Below are 20569 nucleotides of genomic sequence, written 5' to 3' on the forward strand. Positions count from 1 at the left end.
GAGTCACGCGAGCGTGACGAGGTCGGCGTAGTCGCGACCCCAGATGTCCTCGACGCCGTCCGGCAGGATGAGCACGCGCTCCGGGTTCAGGGCCTCGACGGCGCCCTCGTCGTGCGAGACGAGCACGACCGCGCCCTCGTAGTGCGCGAGAGCGCCGAGGATCTCCTCGCGGGAGGCCGGGTCGAGGTTGTTGGTCGGCTCGTCCAGCAGCAGCATGTTGGCGCTCGACACCACGAGGGTCGCGAGCGAGAGTCGCGTCTTCTCCCCGCCCGAGAGGACACCGGCGGGCTTCAGCACGTCGTCCCCCGTGAACAGGAACGAGCCGAGCACCTTGCGGGCCTCGGTCGCCGTGATGTCCGGTGCCGCGGACATCATGTTGTCGAGGACCGAGCGCGACACGTCGAGGTTCTCGTGCTCCTGCGCGTAATAGCCGATCTTCAGACCGTGGCCGGGCTCGATCACGCCCGTATCGGCCTTGTCGACGCCCGCGAGGATCCGCAGGAGCGTCGTCTTGCCCGCACCGTTGAGCCCGAGGATGACGACGCGCGACCCGCGGTCGATCGCGAGGTCGACGTCCGTGAAGATCTCCAGCGACCCGTACCACTTCGACAGGCCCGAGGCCATGAGCGGGGTCTTCCCGCACGGGGCCGGCTTCGGGAACCGCAGCTTCGCGACGCGATCCTCCTGCCGCACCTCCTCCAGGCCGGACAGGAGCTTCTCCGCGCGCGCCATCATCTGATGCGCCGCGGCGGCCTTCGTCGCCTTCGCGCCGAACTTCGCGGCCTGCTGCTGCAGCGCGCTCGCCTTCTTCTCGGCGTTGGCGCGCTCCTTCTTGCGGCGCTCCTCGTCCGCGACGCGCTGGCGCTGGTAGTTCTTCCAGTTCATGTTGTAGATGTCGATGACCTGGCGATTGGCGTCGAGGTAGAAGACGCGGTTGACCGTCTCCCCCACGAGCTCGACGTCGTGGCTGATCACGATGAGGCCGCCGCGGTAGCCCTTGAGGAACTCGCGCAGCCACACGACGCTGTCCGCGTCGAGGTGGTTGGTCGGCTCGTCGAGGATCATCGTCTGCGCGTCGGAGAAGAGGATGCGGGCGAGCTCGATGCGCCGACGCTGACCGCCGGACAGGGTCTTCAGCGGCTGGTCGAGGATGCGATCGGGCAGCGCGAGGTTCTGCGCGATGACGGCCGCCTCCGCCTCCGCGGCATAGCCGCCGAGGGCCTCGAACCGCTCCATGAGCTGCCCGTAGCGCCGCATCGCCTTCGCCGCGACATCCGGATCGTCGTCCGCCATCGCGTGCGAGGCCTCGTTCATCCCGAGCGTCAGACTGCCGAGGCCGCGAGCGTCGAGGATGCGCGTGCGCGCGAGCTCCTCCGGGTCGCCGCTGCGGGGATCCTGCGGGAGGTAGCCCAGCTCGCCCGAGCGCTCCACGCCCCCGGCCGCCGGGAGCAGGTCGCCCGCAAGCACCTTCGTGAGGGTCGTCTTGCCGGCCCCGTTGCGGCCCACAAGCCCGACCTTCTCGCCCGCGCCGACGCGGAACGACACGTCAGACATGAGCACGCGCGCGCCGACGCGGATCTCGAGGTCGTGCACGGCGAGCACAGCGGATGTCCGTTCGTAGAGAGGGAAGCGGCCGACGGGCCAGCCCCCAAGTATAAGTCGCCCGCGGCGGGATCCCTTCCCTACCGGCTCGACCGGGCGAGCTCCCCAATCCGCGCGATCGCGTCCGTCAGCAGCTCCGGCGAGCAGCCGAAGTTGACGCGGACATGGCCGCGGCCCTCGTCCCCGAAGAGCGGTCCGCGGTGCAGCGCGACCTTCGCGTCGCGGAGGATGCGCGACGCGGGGTTGTCCCCCCAGCCGTACGCGCGGACATCGATCCAGCCGAGGTACCCCGCCTGCGGGATGCGATAACCGGCCGCGGGAAGGTGCTCAGCCAGTAGGTCCGCCAGCAGGCGGCGATTGCCGTCGAGCGTCAGCAGGAGACCGTCGAGCCAGTCGTCGCTCTCCGGTGCGAACGCCGCGATCGCGGCGAGCGCGCCGAACAGCCCGGTGCGCCACTCCACCTCCCACGGCAGGTCCGTCACGACCTTCGACGGGCCGTCGCTCGCCGTGATCATGAGCGCGCACTTCAGCCCGGCGAGGTTGAACGCCTTGCTCGCGCTCGTGACGGCGTAGCCGACGCGCGCCGCGGCATCCGAGACCGACAGGAACGGTACGAACTCGGCATCCGGATGCGTGAGCGGGGCGTGGATCTCGTCGCTGACGACGACGGCGCCGTGGCTCTCGGCGAGCCCCGCGAGCGCCCGGAGCGAAGCGCGCGAGTGCGCCGTCCCAGTCGGGTTGTGCGGGTTGCACAGGAGGATCGCCCGCGCACCCCCGCGCAGCGCGTCCGCGATGCCGTCGAGGTCGATCTCCCAGCCCTCGCCCGTGTCGCGCAGCGGCACCCGTTCGACGACGCCGCCCGCCTCCTCGACGCTGTCGAAGAACGGCGGGTAGACCGGCGGCATGACCACGACGCGGTCGCCGGGGCGCACCGTGGCGCGCAGCACCTCGACGACGCCCATCATGACGTCGCCCGTCCAGCGGATCCGTGCCGGATCGACCTCCCAGCCGTGCCGGCGACGCGCGAAGGCGGCGTACGACTCCGCGAGCGCGAGGCGCGGCGGCGTGTAGCCGGTGTCGCCGATCGCGATGGCCTGCTCCAGCCGCTCGGTGACGGCGGGGGCCAGCGGGAAGTCGGTCTCCGCGACGAACATCGGCAGGACATCGTCCGGATAGGTCCGCCACTTCGTGCTGGACCTCTGCCGCAGCACCTCCATCGGCAGGGCACGAAGCGGCGTGGTCATCCGCCGAGCCTATCGCGACGGCGTCCGCGGCTCCCCGGCGATGCCGACCCGACCCATCGGACGGAGGTCGCGCCGCGCGGGTCCTTCCCGGCGCACGCCGTCCGGACCGAATCGGGAGCCGTGCAGCGGGCAGTCCCACGTGCACTCGAGGTCGTTCCACTCCAGCACACCGCCGAGGTGGGAGCACACCGCCTCGACACCGCGCGTGACGCCATCGGTCGTCGAGATCCCGACCGGCCGCAGTCCGCGGCGCGCGACGACACCGCTCCCCTCCGGCGGACGGGACACCGGAACCGGCCGGCGCTCCGCGTCCGCCCAGCCGCCCACCGCCGCCCGCGCGACGGCGAGATTGGCCTCGGTCCCGCGCGACAGGTCAGCGGGAATCGTCACGCGGGTGCCGATCACGGTGATCCAGGACGGGCGCTCGCGACGAGGGACGCCGCGCAGTTCGGACACGATCCGCAGCGCCGCGGCCGGTCCGTTCGAGAGGCCCCACTTCGCGTAGCCCGTGGCGAAGCGGATGCGCCCGAGCGAACGCGGCATCGCGCCGACGAAAGGGATCAGGCCGTGCGGCGCGTAGTCCTGCGCGGACCAGCGATGCGTCTCCTCCCCCACCGGAAGCGTCCGCCGCGCCCAGTCGACGAGCTCGTCGAACAACGCCCGCTCCGACCCGGCGCGTCCGACCCTGTGCCCCGCTCCCCCGACGACGAGCTGCGCGACGTCGACGGGGCCGTCGCCGTCCGCCACGGGGCGGAGCGAGCGGGTCGGAGCGTCCGCCGACAGGAACATGCCCTCGGAGACGGGCCCCTCGAGCCGGAACGACACGCACGCCGACCGCAGAGCCTCCACCTTGGCGAAGTACAGCCCCCGGTCGGTGATCGGCGTCGCCGTCGCCAGGACGAGGCGATGGGCGAACAGCGGACCGGCGTCCGTCTCGACCCACGCCCGCGGAAGCACCCCGACGCGGCGAACCGGCGTCCGGAGATGGAGGCGTCCGCCCGCGGCGAGGAAGGAGCGCGCGAGCGCGGACGCGAACCGCACCGGATCGATCGCGAGGGCGTTGTCGAGGACCACGGCGGCGGCCGCCGGGAAACCGAACCCGGCGAGCTCCGTGGGCGAGGCCAGCCAGGTCGCGAGACCCGCCTCGCGCGCGGCGTCGTGCTCCGCCTGCACCGCACCGACGGCATCCGGCCGCTGCGCATACGTGTACGCGGGCCGCCGGACGTACGGGACCCCCAGCTCTTCGGCACGCCGCGCAACCCACTCCGCGCCGTCGGTGTTCGCCTCGACGTACGCGCGGACGAGCGCGGCGGGGTGGTGTCTCCGCAGGCGCGACAGCGCCGTCCCCTGCAGCAGCGAGACCTTGCCGGTGTTGCCGCCGGTCGCGAGCTCCGCGACCTCGCCCGCCTCGACGACGGCTACGTCGAAACCGGTCCGCTGCAGCTCGTAAGCCGTCGCAAGACCCGTGATCCCGGCGCCGACGACGATGACGTCATGACCCCGTCCCGGTTCGAACGGCGTGCCGGCGACGGGCACCGCGGCGTGCTTCCACAGCGAGGGCATGCCGCGAGTCAAGCCCCATCCGCCGCTGCCGGGAGGACCGTTGACAGTCGCGGGGAAGCGGGGTGACTAGATCGCGAAGCCGAGGGCGCGCATCATGTCGCGCCCGTCGTCCGTGATCCGCTCCGGACCCCACGGCGGCATCCACACCCAGTTGATGCGGAAGCGGTCGACGATGCCGTCGAGGGCCTGCGCCGTCTGCTCCTCGAGCACGTCCGTCAGCGGGCATCCCGCCGAGGTGAGGGTCATGTGGATGACGAGCGCGTCGTTCTCCGCGTCCCACGCGAGGTCGTAGATGAGGCCCAGGTCGACGACGTTGACCCCGAGCTCGGGGTCCATGACGTCCTTGAGGCCTTCGGTGACCTCGTCGAGCTTCTCAGGGCTGAGCGTCGCGGTCATGGCCGTCATTCTACGCTTCCGCCCCGGCGGCGGGCTCGAGGAAGCGGGCGTACCCCTCGCCCTCGAGACGCTCGGCGAGCTCCGGGCCCCCCTCTTCGGCGATGCGCCCCTTCACGAGCACGTGCACGAAGTCCGGCTGGATGTAGCGGAGGATGCGCGTGTAGTGCGTGATGAGGAGGATGCCGAGGTTCGTCTGCTCCTTGGCCCGGTTGACGCCCTCGGAGACGATCTTCAGCGCGTCGACGTCGAGCCCGGAGTCGGTCTCATCGAGGATCGCGAACGACGGCTTCAGGAGCTCGAGCTGAAGGATCTCGTTGCGCTTCTTCTCGCCGCCGGAGAAGCCCTCGTTGACGTTGCGCTGCGCGAAGACCGGGTCCATGCGGAGGTTCGTCATCGCGTTCTTGACGTCCTTCGTCCAGGTCCGGATCGAGGGCGCCTCGCCGTCGATCGCGGTCTTCGCGGTGCGGAGGAAGTTCGTGACGGTGACGCCCGGGATCTCCACGGGGTACTGCATCGCGAGGAACAGACCGGCACGGGCGCGCTCGTCGACCGTGAGTTCCAGCACGTCGGCGCCGTCGAGCGTGATCGAGCCGCTGGTGACGGTGTACTTCGGGTGGCCCGCGATCGTGTAGGCGAGCGTCGACTTGCCGGAGCCGTTGGGGCCCATGATCGCGTGCGTCTCACCGGTGCGGACCGTGAGGTTCAGGCCGTTGAGGATCGGCGTGGTGCCGGCATCCGTCTCGACCGTCACGTGCAGGTCGCGGATCTCCAGGACGGACATGTTCAGACTTCCTTTGTGATGGGCATCATGATGATGATCTTGACCAGGCGATGCCTACGGCAGCGCCTTCGTAACGGTCGGATCGATGACAACGTCGTCGCCGTCGATCTGGACGACGTAGACCGGGACGGGCTCGAACGCGGGCAGGTTGAGCGGCTTGCCGCTGATCAACGAGAACGCCGATCCGTGCGCCCAGCACTCGAGGGTCTCGCCGTCCACGAACCCGTCGGCGAGCGAGATGTCGCCGTGCGTGCAGGTGTCGCCGATCGCGTGGACCTCGCCGTTCGAGTCGAGCACGACGGCGATCGGGATGCCGTCCACCTCGACGCGACGCGGAGTGTCCTGTTCGAGCTCGCTGAGGGCACAGACGCGGTGCGCGGTCACTCGGCGTTCCTTTCTTCGAGCTCGCGTTCGATGAGGGCGAGCAGTTCGTCCTGGAGGGGGGCCACGCTGATCTTCTGGACGATCTCGGCGAGGAAGCCGAGCACGACCATCCGCCGCGCCTCGTCCTCCGGGATCCCGCGGGCCTGCAGGTAGAAGAGCTGCTCCTCGTCGAAGCGACCGGTCGCGCTCGCGTGCCCGGCGCCGCGGATGTCGCCCGTCTCGATCTCCAGGTTCGGGATCGAGTCGGCGCGCGCGCCCTCGGTCAGCACGAGGTTGCGGTTGGCCTCGTACGAGTCGGTGCCCACGGCCTTCGGCCCGATGAGCACGTCGCCGACCCACACGCTGCGGGCGTTCGTGCCCTGGAGCGCGCCCTTGTAGAGGACGTCGCCGAGGGTTTCCGCGCCCTTGTGGTGCAGGTACACCTGGCTCTCGATGTGCTGACCCGCGTCGCTGAAGCTCAGTCCGTACAGGTGGCCGCTCGCGCCGGTTCCGGCGAGCTCGACGGAGGGGTTGACGCGCACGAGCGCTCCCCCGAAGCTCGCGATCGTGTGGCGGAGCGTCGCGTCCCGGCCCACCCGTGCCTGGTGCGCGGCGAGGTGGACGGCGTCATCGTCCCACGTCTGCACCGTGACGAGCTCGAGCTGGGCGCCGTCGCGGACGAGGATCTCGACGTTCTGCGCGAACCGAGCGGACCCCACGTGCCGGAGCACGACGGTGGCACGGGAGTTCGTCCCGGCTTCAACCACGATGTGCGCGTGCGCCCGCAGCCCGGCGCCGCCGCCGGCGAAGACGATCTCGACGGGAGCCTCCGGCTCCGCGTCCGCGGGGATGCTGAGGTACAGGGCCTCGGCGGCGCGCGTCCACGCGATCGCGCTCGGCAGATCCTCCGGCTCGAACGCCTCACCGCGCGGAGCGGTGCCGACGGGGAGACCGGCGGCGGCGAACGGGCCGTTCACGGTCACGCTCACGGCACCCTCGTCGCCCGCGGCATCCTCGAACAGCGGCGCCGCGACGGCGACCGGCGTGTGCTTCCAGGCGATCTCGCGACCCGTCGGCGTCTCGAACAGCGCCGGGTCGTATGACCGGAACCGCTCCGACCGGGTCTGGACCGGAGCCTTGCCCCACTGGCCGTCCGTGTGCGCGCTCGAACCGGGCGCCTCTCGGGGCGCCTGCGTCGTGGCCGTCATCTAGCCGACAGTCCTTTCACTGAGGGCGGCACTCATCCGACCGACCCCTCCATGCCCATCTCGATGAGCTTGTTGAGCTCCAGCGCGTACTCCATGGGGAGCTCGCGCGCGATCGGCTCGATGAAGCCGCGCACGATCATCGCCATGGCCTCGTCCTCCGGGAGGCCGCGCGACTGGAGGTAGAACAGCTGCTCCTCGCTGACCTTCGAGACCGTGGCCTCGTGGCCGAGCTGCACGTCGTCGACGCGGATGTCGATCGACGGGTACGTGTCGGAGCGGGAGATCGTGTCCACGAGCAGCGCGTCGCAGCGCACGGTGTTGGCGGAGTGGTGCGCGTTGGGCTCGACGCGGACCTCGCCGCGGTAGCCTGCGCGGCCGCCGCCGCGGGCGATCGACTTCGAGACGATCGACGACTGCGTGTACGGCGCCATGTGGATCATCTTCGCGCCGGCATCCTGGTGCTGGCCCGGGCCCGCGAACGCGACCGAGAGGGTCTCGCCCTTGGCGCGCTCGCCCATCAGGAAGATCGACGGGTACTTCATCGTGACCTTCGAGCCGATGTTGCCGTCGATCCACTCCATGGTCGCGCCCTCGTGCGCGACGGCGCGCTTGGTCACGAGGTTGTAGACGTTGTTCGACCAGTTCTGGATCGTCGTGTAGCGCACGCGGGCGTTCTTCTTCACGATGATCTCAACGACGGCCGAGTGCAGCGAGTCGCTCTTGTAGATCGGCGCCGTGCAGCCCTCGATGTAGTGGACGTAGGAGTCCTCGTCGGCGATGATCAGCGTCCGCTCGAACTGGCCCATGTTCTCGGTGTTGATGCGGAAGTAGGCCTGCAGCGGGATCTCGACGTGGACGCCCTTCGGGACGTAGACGAACGAGCCGCCGGACCACACCGCGGTGTTGAGCGCCGCGAACTTGTTGTCACCGGCCGGGATGACCGTGCCGAAGTACTCCTCGAAGAACTCGGGGTGCTCGCGCAGCGCCGTGTCCGTGTCCATGAAGATGACGCCCTGCGCCTCGAGGTCCTCGCGGATCTGGTGGTACACGACCTCGGACTCGTACTGCGCCGCGACGCCGGCGACGAGCCGCTGGCGCTCCGCCTCCGGGATGCCGAGCTTCTCGTACGTGTTGCGGATGTCGTCCGGGAGGTCCTCCCAGGACTGCGCCTGCTTCTCGGTGGAGCGGACGAAGTACTTGATGTTGTCGAAGTCGATCTCCGACAGGTCGGCGCCCCACGTGGGCATGGGCTTGCGGCCGAAGAGCTGGAGCCCCTTCAGGCGGCGCTGCAGCATCCATTCGGGCTCGTTCTTGAGACCCGAGATGTCGCGCACGACCGCTTCCGAGAGCCCGCGCTTCGCGCTGGCACCCGCGGAATCGGGGTCGTGCCAGCCGAACTCGTACACTCCCAGGCCATCGAGCTCGGGCCGGTCGATCAGCACATCCGACATGACGTCACTCTCCTCTTTGGGCCACAACGGTGTCATCCGTCCCGGCTCACCGTGTCCTCCGTGGAGTTGCGGAGGTGGGTCGCCGCTTCCGGGCCCGCTCAGGGCGCTTGCTGTCCGCGCCTACACTTGTCGAGAATGTGCGCGCACGCGCGCCGTATTCCCCGAACACCTCGATTCTACAGGCAACGCTCTGCCGGGAGGTCCGCACGCCCATGTCCTCGGATCCCGTCTCACCCTCACGGCCCGGTCTCCTCCGTCGAGCCTGGGATTGGCTGCCCGCCAACGTGGACCGACGGGTCGTCTGGGCGGCCTGGACGACGCTCGTCGTGCAGATCGGGATCGTCGGGACCGGCGGCCTCGTCCGCCTCACCGGGTCCGGGCTCGGCTGCCCGACATGGCCGTCGTGCACGACCGACTCGCTCGTGCCCACGCCGGAGTACGCGCAGCACGGGCTCATCGAGTTCGGCAACCGGCTGCTCACCTTCGTGCTCGCGATCGTCGCGATCGTCACGTTCCTGCTCGTGCTCCGGATGCGCCGCCACCGCGGCGACCTGTTCTGGCTCGCGTTCGGCATCGGCATGTACATCCCGCTGCAGGCGGTCCTCGGCGGGATCACGGTCCTGACGAACCTCAACCCCTACGTCGTGAGCCTCCACTTCCTCGCCTCGGCGGTGCTCGTCGCGCTCTCGGCCGCGTTCGTCGTGCGGGTCTACGCCGTTCCCGGCCCCCGCGCCCGGGCCGTCCCCCTCTGGTACGCGATCGTCACGCACGTGACGAGCCTCGCGGTCGCGGTGACGGTGATCGTGGGAAGCCTCGTCACCGGCGCCGGCCCGCACGCCGGCGACAACGCAGCGGCGCGAAACGGGCTCGATCCCGAGCTCATGCAGCACATCCACTCCTGGCCCGCGTACGCGACGTTCGGCCTCACGGTGGTGCTCGTGATCGGCGCGTGGCGCACGGCTCCCGCCCTCCGACTCCGGCTCTGGACCGGGCTGCTGCTCGCGGTCGAGATCCTGCAGATCGCGGTCGGGCTCTGGCAGGCGAACACCGGTCTCCCGATCGCGCTCGTGAACATCCACATGGTGCTGGCGATGATGCTCGTGGCAGCCATGACCGCGGTCGTCATGCACCTGAAGGCGCCCGTCCGGGCGGCCGCTGCCGACGAGGCCCTGGTCTCACGCACAGTGCACGCATAGGATTCGCATGGGCGGTGCACTGACGGCATCGACAGGATGAAGCCGCCACGGCCGGCACTCGGCCGATCCATGCACACGACCGCAGATCCAAGGAGTGCGATCACATGAACACCCGTCCCCGTCTCGTCCGAAGCGTCTCGTTCTGGGCGCTCCTGGTCGTGTCTCTCGCGAGCCTGGGCTACGGCCTCTGGATCGTGCTGGACAAGATCGGAGTCATGACGTCGACCCTGCAGGACCAGTCCGCGACCGGCGTCGAGGTGTACGCGGGCCAGTCGTGGATCGTCTTCGGTGCAGCGTTCGTCGGCGCCGGCGTCATCGGCCTCATCGTGACCCTCGCCCTCCTGGCGCTGCGGTCGCTTCTCCCCGCCCCCGAGGTCGCCGTCGTCGAGACGATCGACTGGACCACGGAGGACGCCGACGTCGAGACCTCGGCGACCGACCCCGCACCGACCGCCGCCGCAGAGCCGGCCGTCGTGACCGAGGCCGAGCCGGCCTCCCCCGCGTCCTCGACGGACGAGCCCCCGGCGACGCCCGCTCGCTGAGCTCCACGAAGAAGCGCCCCCGATCCGTCGGGGGCGCTTTCTCGTGGGACGGACGGGCTACCGGGACGGCGTCGCGGCAGCGAGGACCTCGAGCGCATCGATGGCGGCATCGAGCACGGCGCGCTGCTGCTCGTCGAGGGAGTCGAGCAGCGCCTGCATCCGCATCGTGCGCTCCTCGCGGGCGTGCAGGAGCATGTCCTCCCCCGCGGGGGTGCCGCTGACGAGCCAGGAGCGGCCGTCTGCGGGGTCGGATTCCCGCATCACGAGACCGCGCGACTCGAGCTCCGCGACGAGCCGGGTCGAGGTGGGCGCCGCGATCATCTCGACGCGGGCGATCTCCGAGGGCCGCAGCGGTCCGAGATGGATGATCGTCGACAGCGCCGAGAGCTGCCCGTACGACAGCCCCTCGCCGAACGCGCGCAGCTGACGGTTGATGCGGCCCACCGCCAGGGCCAGCCGGGTCGCCGACGTGACGGTGCGATCCTGCGCCATGAATGCCTCCTCGATTCGCGACAGGATACCGGGCTGGAAGACTGGGCGGATGCCGCCCACGCGATCCCTCACCGACCACGGCCGTGTCTTCACCGCCGACCGGCACCTGGCCACCTTGTCGACGATCGGACGGGACGACGCGCTCCACGTCGTCGCGGTCGGCTTCACATTCGTCGACGGCGTCGTCCGCATCATCACGAACGACCGCAGCCAGAAGGTCCGCAACGTCGAACGGGATGCCCGGGCGACGGTCGCTCAGGTCGCCGGGCCGCAGTGGCTGAGCATCGCCGGGGAGGCGAGCGTCGCCCGCGACCCGGACGAGATCGCGCTCGCCGTCGCCCTCTACGCCGAGCGGTACCGGCAGCCGAAGCCGAACCCGAACCGCGTCGTCATCCGGATCCTGCCGAGCACCCTCCTGGGCTCGGCGGACCTCCTCGCCTGACGCCCGTCAGAACGGAAGGAGGGGGTCGATCGCGATCGCGACGAACAGGAGCGTGAGGTACGTGATCGAGGCGTGGAAGACACGCATCGGGCGTGCCTCGGCTCCCGCGACCGCGCGGTTGTAGAGGCGGTGCGACTCGTAGATGAACCAGCCGCCGAAGACCACGGCGGCGACGCTGTAGACGAGGCCCATCGGCGCGACCGGGATGAGGAGCAGCGAGCACGCCACGGTCGCCCACGCGTAGAGGATGACCTGGAGGCCGACCTGCCGGCCGTTGCGCGTCGCGCCGAGCATCGGGACGTCGACCTCGTCGTACTGGTCCTTGTACTTCATCGACAGCGGCCAGTAGTGCGGCGGCGTCCACAGGAAGATCAGGACGAAGAGGATGACGGCCGACCACGACAGCGAGCCGGTCACGGCCGACCACCCGATCAGAACCGGGAAGCAGCCCGCGATCCCGCCCCACACGATGTTCTGCTCCGTGCGGCGCTTGAGCAGGATCGTATAGATCACGACGTAGAAGAAGATCGCGGTGACGGACAGCGCCGCGGCGAGCCAGTTCGTCGTGAGCCACAGCCACACGGTCGAGACGACCGCGAGCGTCCACGCGAAGACGAGCGCCCCGCGCGGCGACACGACACCCGTCACGAGCGGACGGTCGTGCGTGCGCTCCATGTGCGCGTCGATGTCGCGGTCGAGGTACATGTTGAACGCCGCCGCGGAACCGGCGCTCAACGAGCCACCGACGACCGTCGCGAGCACGAGCCAGGGGTTCGGCAGACCGTTCTGGGCGAGGATCATGACCGGCACCGTGGTGACGAGCAGCAGCTCGAGGACGCGCGGCTTGGTCAGCGCGATGTACGCGCGGACGGTGCGCCCGAACGACGGTCGCGAGGTCGGCGCCTCGACTGGTGTCGTCGTGATGTCCATCTCCCCGCAATCCGCTCGAGCCCCGCACAGTCTATGTCATGTGCGGTTTCCGAACTCCGTCGGAACCGTCGGCGAACCCGCCGGAAACGGGGTCCGATCAGGCCGCCGTCCCGACAGGCGGCTTCGCTATGCTGGGACCCGAAAGCGCGCTCCGGCGCCGGCTGCTCCTCCCGTGGTGACGCGGTCGGCGGATCGGCCCGCGCGGGCGCCTCACACCCCACCCTCGAAAGGCGGTCCCGTGTCGGATCTGCGTTGGGATGAGATCGATCGGCGCGCCGTGGACACCGTCCGCGTGCTGGCCGCGGATGCCGTGGAGAAGGTCGGCAACGGCCACCCGGGCACCGCCATGAGCCTCGCGCCGGCGGCTTACCTGCTCTATCAGAAGGTCATGCACGTCGATCCGGCGGATCCGCACTGGCTCGGACGCGACCGGTTCATCCTCTCGGCGGGCCACTCCTCCTTGACGCAGTACATCCAGCTCTACCTCGGCGGCTTCGGCCTCGAGCTCGAAGACCTGGAGGCCCTGCGCACGTGGGGCTCGAAGACCCCGGGCCACCCGGAGTACGGCCACACCGCGGGCGTCGAGATCACGACCGGCCCGCTCGGCCAGGGCCTCTCCTCCGCCGTCGGCTTCGCCTACGCGTCCCGCTACGAGCGCGGGCTCTTCGACCCGGATGCCCCGGCCGGCGCGTCGCCGTTCGACCACTTCATCTACGTCATCGCGTCCGACGGCGACCTGGAGGAGGGCGTCACGAGCGAGGCCTCCTCGCTCGCCGGCCACCAGGAGCTCGGCAACCTCGTCGTCATCTACGACTCGAACCAGATCTCGATCGAGGACGACACGAACGTCGCCTTCACCGAGGAGGTCGCCGACCGCTACGCCGCGTACGGCTGGCACGTGCAGACGGTCGATTGGAAGAAGACCGGGCAGTACCACGAGGACGTCGAGGAGCTCCACGGCGCCCTCGAGGCGGCGAAGGGCGTCACGGACAAGCCCTCGATCATCATCCTGAAGACGATCATCGGCTGGCCCTCCCCCGGCAAGCAGAACTCCGGCAAGATCCACGGCTCGGCCCTCGGCGCCGACGAGCTCGCGGCGGTCAAGCGCGTGCTCGGCTGGGACCCGGAGAAGACGTTCCAGGTGCCGGACGAGGTCATCGCCCACACGCGCGAGCTCGTGCAGCGCGGCGAGCTCGCGAAGGACGCCTGGCAGACCCGGTTCGACGCGTGGGCGGCGGCGAACCCCGAGCGCAAGGCGCTCCTCGACCGCCTGCAGGCCCGCGAGCTGCCCGCCGACATCGCCTCGGCGCTGCCGGTCTTCGCGCCCGGCAAGGACGTCTCGACCCGTGCGGCCTCCGGCCAGGTCATCAACGCGCTCGCGGCGCAGCTCCCGGAGCTGTGGGGCGGCTCCGCCGACCTCGCCGAGTCGAACCTCACGACGATCAAGGACGCGCTGTCCTTCATCCCCGAGGAGTGGTCGACGCACGAGTGGAAGGGCGGCCCCTACGGCCGTGTGCTCCACTTCGGCATCCGCGAGCACGCGATGGGCGCGATCCTCAACGGCATCGTGCTGCACGGCCCGACCCGGCCGTTCGGCGGCACGTTCCTCATTTTCAGCGACTACATGCGCCCCCCGGTGCGCCTGGCCGCGCTGATGAACATCCCCACGATCTTCGTGTGGACGCACGACTCGATCGCCCTCGGCGAGGACGGCCCGACGCACCAGCCGATCGAGATGCTCGCGACGCTCCGTGCGATCCCGAACTTCGCGCTCGTCCGCCCGGCGGACGCCAACGAGACGTCGGTCGTGTGGCTCGAGATGCTGCGCCGGCACGCCGGCCCCGCCGGCATCGCGCTGTCGCGGCAGAACCTGCCGGTCTTCGAGCGCGGAGAGGGTGACGCGTCGGGCGACGTGTTCGCCGCCGCCTCGCACGCGGCCAAGGGCGCGTACGTCCTGGCCGAGGCGCCGAACGGCACGCCGGACGTCATCCTCATCGCCACCGGCTCCGAGGTGCAGATCGCGGTCGCCGCGCGCGAGCAGCTGAAGGCCGAGGGTGTGAACGCCCGGGTCGTGTCGGCCCCTTCGCTCGAGTGGTTTGCGGAGCAGGATGCCGCGTACCGCGAGAGCGTGCTGCCGAAGGCGATCAAGGCCCGCGTCTCGATCGAGGCCGCGGTCGCGCTCACGTGGCGCGGGATCGTCGGCGACACCGGCCGCTCGATCTCGATCGAGCACTTCGGCGCCTCCGCCGACTACAAGACCCTCTACCGGGAGTTCGGCTTCACCGCCGAGGCCGTCGTCGCGGCGGCCCACGAGACCATCGAGGAGAACGCATGAGCACCCCCACCGGACAGCTCTCCGCCGCCGGCGTCAGCATCTGGCTGGACGACCTGTCGCGGAGCCGCATCGAGACCGGCAACCTCGCCGACCTCATCGCAACGCGCAACGTCGTCGGGGTCACGACGAACCCGACGATCTTCGCGGGCGCCCTGTCGAAGGGCGATGGATACCAGGGTCAGGTCGCGGAGCTCGCCGCCGCGGGAACCTCGGTCGACGACGCGATCTTCCGGATCACGACCGACGACGTCCGCAACGCGAGCGACATCTTCCGCCCCGTCTACGACGCGACCGGTGGCGTGGACGGCCGGGTCTCCATCGAGGTCTCCCCCGACCTCGCCCACGACACCGAGGCCACGATCGCGCAGGCGAAGGCGCTCGCCGCGACGGTCGACCGCCCGAACGTGCTCATCAAGATCCCCGCGACCAAGGCCGGCCTGCCGGCCATCACCGAGGTCATCGGTGCGGGCATCTCCGTCAACGTGACGCTCATCTTCAGCCTCGAGCGCTACGCCGAGGTCATCGAGGCATACCTCGCGGGCCTCGAGAAGGCGATCGCCGCCGGCATCGACCCGACCGGCATCCGCTCGGTGGCGTCGTTCTTCGTGTCCCGCGTGGACACCGAGGTCGACAAGCGTCTGACGTCGATCGGCACGGATGCCGCGGCCGCGCTGGCCTCGAAGGCGGGCGTCGCCAACGCGCGCCTGGCCTACGAGCTGTACGAGCAGGCGTTCGCGACGGAGCGGGCCCGGGGCCTCCTGGCGGCTGGGGCGAACCTGCAGCGTCCGCTGTGGGCGTCGACGGGCGTCAAGGACCCGTCGCTCCCCGACACGCTCTACGTCGTCGAGCTCGTCGCGCCGGGGGTCGTGAACACGATGCCGGAGAAGACGCTCCAGGCGACGTTCGACCACGGCGTCGTCGACGGCGACACGGTGACCGGCAACTACGCGGACGCGCACGCCGTGATCGACGGCCTCGCGGCGGTGGGCGTGGACTTCGCCGACGTCACCCAGGTGCTGGAGGACGAGGGCGTCGAGAAGTTCATCGTCTCCTGGCACGAGCTGAAGGACACGGTGCAGACCGCGCTCGCAGCGAGCAAGCAATGAGCATCGACATCCACCTCTCCGGCCGCGTCGCCGACGTCGTCAAGGAGACGCTGCCGGGCCTCGTCGCGGACCTGGTCGCCTCGGGCATCACCGCCGGCGACCCCGCGCTCTGGGGTCCCGACGCAGAGCAGGAGGCGTCGAACCGGCTCGGATGGGTCCAGGCGGTGTCCGTCTCGCGCCCGCTCGTGCCCGAGATCGACGCTCTCCGCGCGCAGTTCCTGGAGAAGGGCCTGACGCGGTTCGTGCTCGCGGGCATGGGCGGCTCGTCGCTCGCGCCCGAGGTCATTGCGCAGACGGACGGTGTGCCGCTCGTGATCGTCGACTCGACCGCGCCGGGCCAGGTGCTCGCGGCGATCGACGGCGACGCGGAAGCCGGCGGGCTCGACAAGACCGTGCTCATCGTCTCGTCGAAATCCGGCTCCACGGTCGAGACCGACTCCGCCAAGCGCGCGTTCGAGGCTGCCTACCGCGACCTCGGCATCGACCCCGCGGAACGGATCGTGGTCGTGACCGATCCGGGCTCGCCGCTCGAGGAGGGCGCGCGCGCCGACGGCTACCGCGTCTTCACGGCCGACCCGACGGTCGGCGGTCGCTACTCCGCCCTCACCGCGTTCGGTCTCGTGCCCGCGGGCCTCGCCGGCGTCGACCTGGCCGAGCTCCTCGATGAGGCGGAGGCCACGCTCCTCGAGGTGGCGATCGACAGCCCGGAGAACCCGGCGCTCGTACTCGCCGCGGCGATCGCGGGCGGCAGCCCCCGCCGCGACAAGCTCGCGCTGATCTCCGACGGCACCCACATCGTGGGCCTCCCGGACTGGATCGAGCAGCTCGTCGCGGAGTCGACCGGCAAGCAGGGCACCGGCATCCTCCCCGTCGTCATGCTGCCTGTCTCGCCCGAGCTGGAGGAGAATCCCGAGGACCTGCAGGTCGTCCGCTTCGTCGGGGACGCCGGCTCCCGCCACCTCTTCGAGCACCACCGCGGCGAGATCCTCGTCAGCGGCACGCTCGGCGCGCAGTTCCTCGTGTGGGAGTACGCCGTCGCGATCGCGGGACGGATGCTGGGCATCGACCCGTTCGACCAGCCCGACGTCGAGTCGGCCAAGGTCGCCGCGCGCGGCCTGCTGGAGAGCCGGCCGCAGCCGGCGGCGCCGGCGTTCGAGGAGGACGGCGTCGAGGTGCGCGTGTCCGACCCCGAGCTGGCCGCCTCCGGCACGATCGCGGGCGTCCTCGACGCGCTCTGGGCGCGGCTGTCGCCGACCGGCTACGTGTCGATCCAGGCCTACGTCGACCGGCACGAGCTCGCCCCGCTCCAGGGCCTGCGCGAGCTCGTCGCGGCCGACGCGCACCGGCCGACCACGTTCGGCTGGGGCCCGCGCTTCCTCCACTCGACCGGCCAGTACCACAAGGGCGGTCCGGCGAACGGCGTGTTCCTGCAGATCACCGAGCGCACCGACGTCGACGTGGAGATCCCCGGCCGGCCGTTCACGTTCGGGGAGCTCATCGCCGCACAGGCGCAGGGCGACGCGAGCGTGCTCGCGGACGGCCACGGCCGGCCGGTCGTGACGCTCACCCTGACCGACCCCCAGACCGACGTCCTCGAACTGTTCCAAGCCGCAGAGTAGGGATACGACAACCGGATGACTGTGGAGATCTCGCGAGGGCACAACCCGCTGCGCGACCCCGACGACCGCCGCCTCAACCGGATCGCGGGACCCAGTGCCCTCGTGATCTTCGGGGTGACCGGCGACCTGTCGCGCAAGAAGCTCATGCCGGCCGTCTATGACCTGGCCAACCGCGGGCTCCTGCCGCCGGGCTTCGCGCTCGTCGGCTTCGCCCGGCGCGACTGGGAGGACCAGGACTTCGCGCAGGTCGTGAAGGAGGCGGTGCAGCAGAACGCGCGGACGGAGTTCCGCGAGGAGACCTGGCACCACCTCATGAACGGGATCCGATTCGTCTCCGGCGAGTTCGACGACCCGGACGCCTTCCGGCGCCTGCGCGAGACGGTCGAGAAGCTCGACGTCGAGCGCGGCACGATGGGCAACCACGCCTACTACCTGTCGATCCCGCCGAAGGCGTTCCCGGTCGTCGCGCAGCAGCTGAAGGAGTCCGGACTCGTCGGCCACCAGACCTCCGACGGCAACGGCTGGCGGCGCGTCGTGATCGAAAAGCCGTTCGGGCACGACCTCGCCTCCGCCCGCGAGCTCAACGCCGCGCTGGAGAGCGCGTTCCCGGCCGACTCGATCTTCCGGATCGACCACTACCTCGGCAAGGAGACGGTCCAGAACATCCTGGCGCTGCGCTTCGCGAACGAGCTCTACGAGCCGATCTGGAACCGCAACTACGTCGACCACGTGCAGATCACGATGGCCGAGGACATCGGCGTCGGGGGCCGCGCGGGCTACTACGACGGCATCGGCGCAGCGCGCGACGTGATCCAGAACCACCTGCTGCAGCTCCTCGCCCTCACCGCGATGGAGGAGCCCATCTCGTTCGACGCGACGCACCTGCGCGCCGAGAAGGAGAAGGTGCTGGCTGCGGTCTCGCTCCCCGACGACCTCGCCTCCGCCACGGCCCGCGGCCAGTACGCCGGCGGCTGGCAGGGCGGCGAGGAGGTGCACGGCTTCCTCGACGAGGACGGGATGGACCCGAAGTCGACCACCGAGACGTACGCCGCGCTCAAGCTCGAGATCAACACCCGGCGGTGGGCGGACGTGCCGTTCTACCTCCGCACGGGCAAGCGCCTCGGCCGGCGCGTGACCGAGATCGCGGTCGTGTTCAAGCGCGCGCCGGAGCACCTGTTCACGCGCAACCAGACCTCGGGCCTCGGGCAGAACGCACTCGTCATCCGGGTGCAGCCGGACGAGGGCGTCACGATCCGCTTCGGCTCGAAGATCCCGGGCGCCGGCACGCAGGTGCGCGACGTGACGATGGACTTCGGCTACGGCCACGCCTTCACCGAGGCGAGCCCGGAAGCCTACGAGCGGCTCATCCTCGACGTGCTGCTCGGCGATCCGCCCCTGTTCCCGCGGCACGAGGAGGTCGAGCTCAGTTGGCGCATCCTCGACCCCGTGGAGCGGTATTGGGCGGAGCAGGGCGGGCCGCTCGAGCAGTACTCCCCCGGCTCGTGGGGGCCGGGATCGGCCGACGAGCTCCTCGCCCGCGATGGCCGCACCTGGAGGCGTCCGTGATCATCGAGCTCCCCGACACCACCGTCAGCCAGATCTCCCGTGCTCTGGTCAACGTCCGCGAGGAGGGCGGCGCGGTCGCCCTCGGCCGCGTCCTCACGCTCGTCATCGTGACGCAGCACGGCGAGGAGGAAGCGGCGATCGAGGCCGCGAACGATGCCTCCCGCGAGCATCCGATGCGCGTCATCGCGCTGATGTTCGGCCATGACCCGACGCCACGCCTCGACGCCCAGATCCGTGTCGGCGGCGACGCCGGCGCGAGCGAGGTCGTCCTGCTCACGGCGCACGGCGCCGCCGGGTCCAACCCGGAGAGCCTCGTCACCGGACTCCTCCTCCCCGACGCGCCCGTCGTCGCGTGGTGGCCGGCACGGACGCCCGCGTTCACGTCGCGCTCCGAGATCGGGAAGATCGCGCAGCGGCGGATCACGGATGCCGCGACACAGCCGAACCCCGGCGAGTGGGTGGGCGCGCTCGGCGAGCACTACGCCCCCGGCAACACCGACTTCTCCTGGACGCGGCTGACCCGCTGGCGCGAGCAGCTCGCGGCGGTCCTCGACCAGCCCCCGTTCGAGCCGGTGACGGCGGTGGAGGTGCGCGGTGCCGAGTCCTCGCCGTCGACGCCGCTCCTGGCCGCCTGGCTCGCGCTCGCGCTCGACATCCCGGTCAGCTGGAGCTATCTCTCCGAGGAGGAGTGGTCGCACGGCATCAAGTCCGTCCGGCTCACGCGCCCCAGCGGCGACATCGTCCTCGAACGGAACACGCACGACACCGCCGTCCTGACGCAGCCGGGACAGCCGAGCCACGAGCTCGCGTTCCCGCGACGCAGCCTCCGCGAATGCCTCGCCGAGGAGCTCCGTCGCCTGGATCCCGACCTCCTGTATGGTCGAGTCGTCACGGACGGATGCGCCCGGATCGGCGCGGTGTCGGAGGGAACGCATGCCTGAATCGCACCCCGAGAAGCGGGTCGCCGTCAGTCCGGACAAGGAGACGCTCGCCGCTGTCGTGGGGGCGCGGTTCCTCGAGGTGCTGACGGCGGCACAGGCCGCGGGGCGCGTCGCGCACATCTCGTTGACCGGCGGATCGATGGGCGGCGCGGTCCTCACCGCGGCGCTGGCCCACCCCGGGATTGAGGGGATCGACTGGTCGCGCGTGCACTTCTGGTGGAGCGACGAGCGGTTCGTGCCGTCGGGCGACGCCGAGCGGAACGAGAGCGAGTCGCGGGCGGCTCTGCTCGACCGCATCCGCATCCCCGCCGAGAACATCCATGCGATGGCCGCGAGCGATGCCGGGGTCACGGTCGAGGAGGGCGCCCGCGCCTACGAGAGCGAGCTGGCGCGCTTCGCCGATCCGGATGCCGCGGGGGCCTGGCCCTCGTTCGACGTGTGCTTCCTCGGTGTAGGGCCGGACGCGCACATCGCGTCGCTGTTCCCCGACCGCGACGAGATCAAGGTGACCGACCGCGCGGCGCTGGCGGTGCTCGACTCCCCCAAGCCGCCGCCCGTGCGCATCACGCTCACGCGTCCGGTCATCAACGGATCGCAGCGCATCTGGATGGTCATGGCCGGCCCGGACAAGGCCGCGGCGCTCGGGCTCGCGGTCGCGGGTGCGAGCTACGCCCGCGTGCCGGCCGCCGGGGCGAAGGGCCGCCTGGAGACGACCTTCTACGTCGACGAGGCCGCCGCCGCCCAGCTCCCCCCGAGCACCGACGACGACTGACGCGAGGTCAGGCCGTCCCT

At 70.6% G+C, this 20569-nt stretch carries 19 protein-coding genes; 9 read left to right on the forward strand and 10 right to left on the reverse strand.

The window, feature by feature from the left end:
* Window positions 1-3: 3 nt before the first annotated feature.
* The 8 genes from ABCS02_RS25220 to sufB all read right to left on the reverse strand — a co-directional run bounded on the left by ABCS02_RS25220 (window position 4) and on the right by sufB (window position 8608).
* Window positions 4-1602, reverse strand: coding sequence for an ABC-F family ATP-binding cassette domain-containing protein (locus ABCS02_RS25220; RefSeq protein WP_345838442.1), 1599 nt, complete (start codon window positions 1600-1602; stop codon window positions 4-6).
* Between the two features lie 80 nt (window positions 1603-1682).
* Window positions 1683-2846: an aminotransferase class I/II-fold pyridoxal phosphate-dependent enzyme gene (locus ABCS02_RS25225; protein ID WP_345838443.1), complete on the reverse strand. Its 1164-nt coding sequence runs from the start codon at window positions 2844-2846 to the stop codon at window positions 1683-1685.
* Between the two features lie 9 nt (window positions 2847-2855).
* Window positions 2856-4409, reverse strand: a complete 1554-nt coding sequence (locus tag ABCS02_RS25230; RefSeq protein ID WP_345838444.1) for an FAD-dependent oxidoreductase — start codon at window positions 4407-4409, stop codon at window positions 2856-2858.
* Between the two features lie 66 nt (window positions 4410-4475).
* Window positions 4476-4805 carry a metal-sulfur cluster assembly factor gene (locus ABCS02_RS25235; protein WP_345838445.1) on the reverse strand — a complete coding sequence of 110 codons (330 nt, stop codon included), beginning with the start codon at window positions 4803-4805 and terminating at the stop codon, window positions 4476-4478.
* Window positions 4806-4815: 10 nt separating this feature from the next.
* Entirely contained in the window at window positions 4816-5586 is a 771-nt protein-coding gene (gene sufC, locus ABCS02_RS25240) for a Fe-S cluster assembly ATPase SufC (RefSeq protein WP_345838446.1), read from the reverse strand.
* Between the two features lie 54 nt (window positions 5587-5640).
* Window positions 5641-5970, reverse strand: coding sequence for a non-heme iron oxygenase ferredoxin subunit (locus tag ABCS02_RS25245; protein ID WP_345838447.1), 330 nt, complete (start codon window positions 5968-5970; stop codon window positions 5641-5643).
* A complete protein-coding gene (gene sufD / locus ABCS02_RS25250) occupies window positions 5967-7157 on the reverse strand; it encodes a Fe-S cluster assembly protein SufD (RefSeq protein WP_345838448.1) in 1191 nt (396 codons plus the stop codon). The genes ABCS02_RS25245 and sufD overlap by 4 nt, the downstream gene beginning before the upstream one ends.
* Window positions 7158-7189: 32 nt before the next feature.
* The gene (gene sufB / locus ABCS02_RS25255) at window positions 7190-8608 is read right to left on the reverse strand and encodes a Fe-S cluster assembly protein SufB (protein WP_345838449.1); all 1419 of its coding nucleotides are present in this window, start codon (window positions 8606-8608) and stop codon (window positions 7190-7192) included.
* 212 nt (window positions 8609-8820) lie between these two features.
* Between sufB and ABCS02_RS25260 the strand changes: the two genes are divergently transcribed.
* Together ABCS02_RS25260 and ABCS02_RS25265 are read left to right on the forward strand one after the other, a co-directional pair.
* The gene (locus tag ABCS02_RS25260) at window positions 8821-9804 is read left to right on the forward strand and encodes a COX15/CtaA family protein (RefSeq protein ID WP_345838450.1); all 984 of its coding nucleotides are present in this window, start codon (window positions 8821-8823) and stop codon (window positions 9802-9804) included.
* 104 nt (window positions 9805-9908) lie between these two features.
* A complete protein-coding gene (locus ABCS02_RS25265) occupies window positions 9909-10346 on the forward strand; it encodes a hypothetical protein (protein ID WP_345838451.1) in 438 nt (145 codons plus the stop codon).
* Between the two features lie 57 nt (window positions 10347-10403).
* On the opposite strand, the gene ABCS02_RS25270 is transcribed toward ABCS02_RS25265, so the two are convergent.
* A complete protein-coding gene (locus ABCS02_RS25270) occupies window positions 10404-10838 on the reverse strand; it encodes a MarR family transcriptional regulator (RefSeq protein WP_345838452.1) in 435 nt (144 codons plus the stop codon).
* 49 nt (window positions 10839-10887) lie between these two features.
* Here ABCS02_RS25270 and ABCS02_RS25275 point away from each other — a divergent pair, with 49 nt between their 5' ends.
* Window positions 10888-11280, forward strand: a complete 393-nt coding sequence (locus ABCS02_RS25275; RefSeq protein WP_345838453.1) for a TIGR03618 family F420-dependent PPOX class oxidoreductase — start codon at window positions 10888-10890, stop codon at window positions 11278-11280.
* A gap of 6 nt (window positions 11281-11286) precedes the next feature.
* Here the strand turns inward: ABCS02_RS25275 and ABCS02_RS25280 are convergent, their stop codons facing one another.
* Window positions 11287-12210, reverse strand: a complete 924-nt coding sequence (locus tag ABCS02_RS25280) for a heme o synthase (protein WP_345838454.1) — start codon at window positions 12208-12210, stop codon at window positions 11287-11289.
* Between the two features lie 238 nt (window positions 12211-12448).
* Here ABCS02_RS25280 and tkt point away from each other — a divergent pair, with 238 nt between their 5' ends.
* Genes tkt through pgl form a run of 6 tightly spaced genes read left to right on the forward strand, consistent with a single transcriptional unit; the run spans window position 12449 to window position 20549 of the window.
* The gene (tkt, locus tag ABCS02_RS25285; protein ID WP_345838455.1) at window positions 12449-14545 is read left to right on the forward strand and encodes a transketolase; all 2097 of its coding nucleotides are present in this window, start codon (window positions 12449-12451) and stop codon (window positions 14543-14545) included.
* Window positions 14542-15651: a transaldolase gene (gene tal, locus ABCS02_RS25290; RefSeq protein ID WP_345838456.1), complete on the forward strand. Its 1110-nt coding sequence runs from the start codon at window positions 14542-14544 to the stop codon at window positions 15649-15651. Before tkt ends, tal begins: the two co-directional genes overlap by 4 nt.
* On the forward strand, window positions 15648-17270 hold the full coding sequence (locus tag ABCS02_RS25295) for a glucose-6-phosphate isomerase (RefSeq protein ID WP_345838457.1): 1623 nt from the start codon (window positions 15648-15650) through the stop codon (window positions 17268-17270). Before tal ends, ABCS02_RS25295 begins: the two co-directional genes overlap by 4 nt.
* Before the next feature lie 15 nt (window positions 17271-17285).
* A complete protein-coding gene (zwf, locus tag ABCS02_RS25300) occupies window positions 17286-18836 on the forward strand; it encodes a glucose-6-phosphate dehydrogenase (protein ID WP_345838458.1) in 1551 nt (516 codons plus the stop codon).
* On the forward strand, window positions 18833-19777 hold the full coding sequence (locus ABCS02_RS25305; RefSeq protein WP_345838459.1) for a glucose-6-phosphate dehydrogenase assembly protein OpcA: 945 nt from the start codon (window positions 18833-18835) through the stop codon (window positions 19775-19777). Before zwf ends, ABCS02_RS25305 begins: the two co-directional genes overlap by 4 nt.
* Complete coding sequence (gene pgl / locus ABCS02_RS25310; protein ID WP_345838460.1) at window positions 19770-20549, forward strand: 6-phosphogluconolactonase; 780 nt, start codon at window positions 19770-19772, stop codon at window positions 20547-20549. The genes ABCS02_RS25305 and pgl overlap by 8 nt, the downstream gene beginning before the upstream one ends.
* The last annotated feature ends 20 nt before the right edge of the window (window positions 20550-20569 follow it).

The sequence above is a fragment of the Microbacterium sp. X-17 genome (assembly GCF_039615055.1).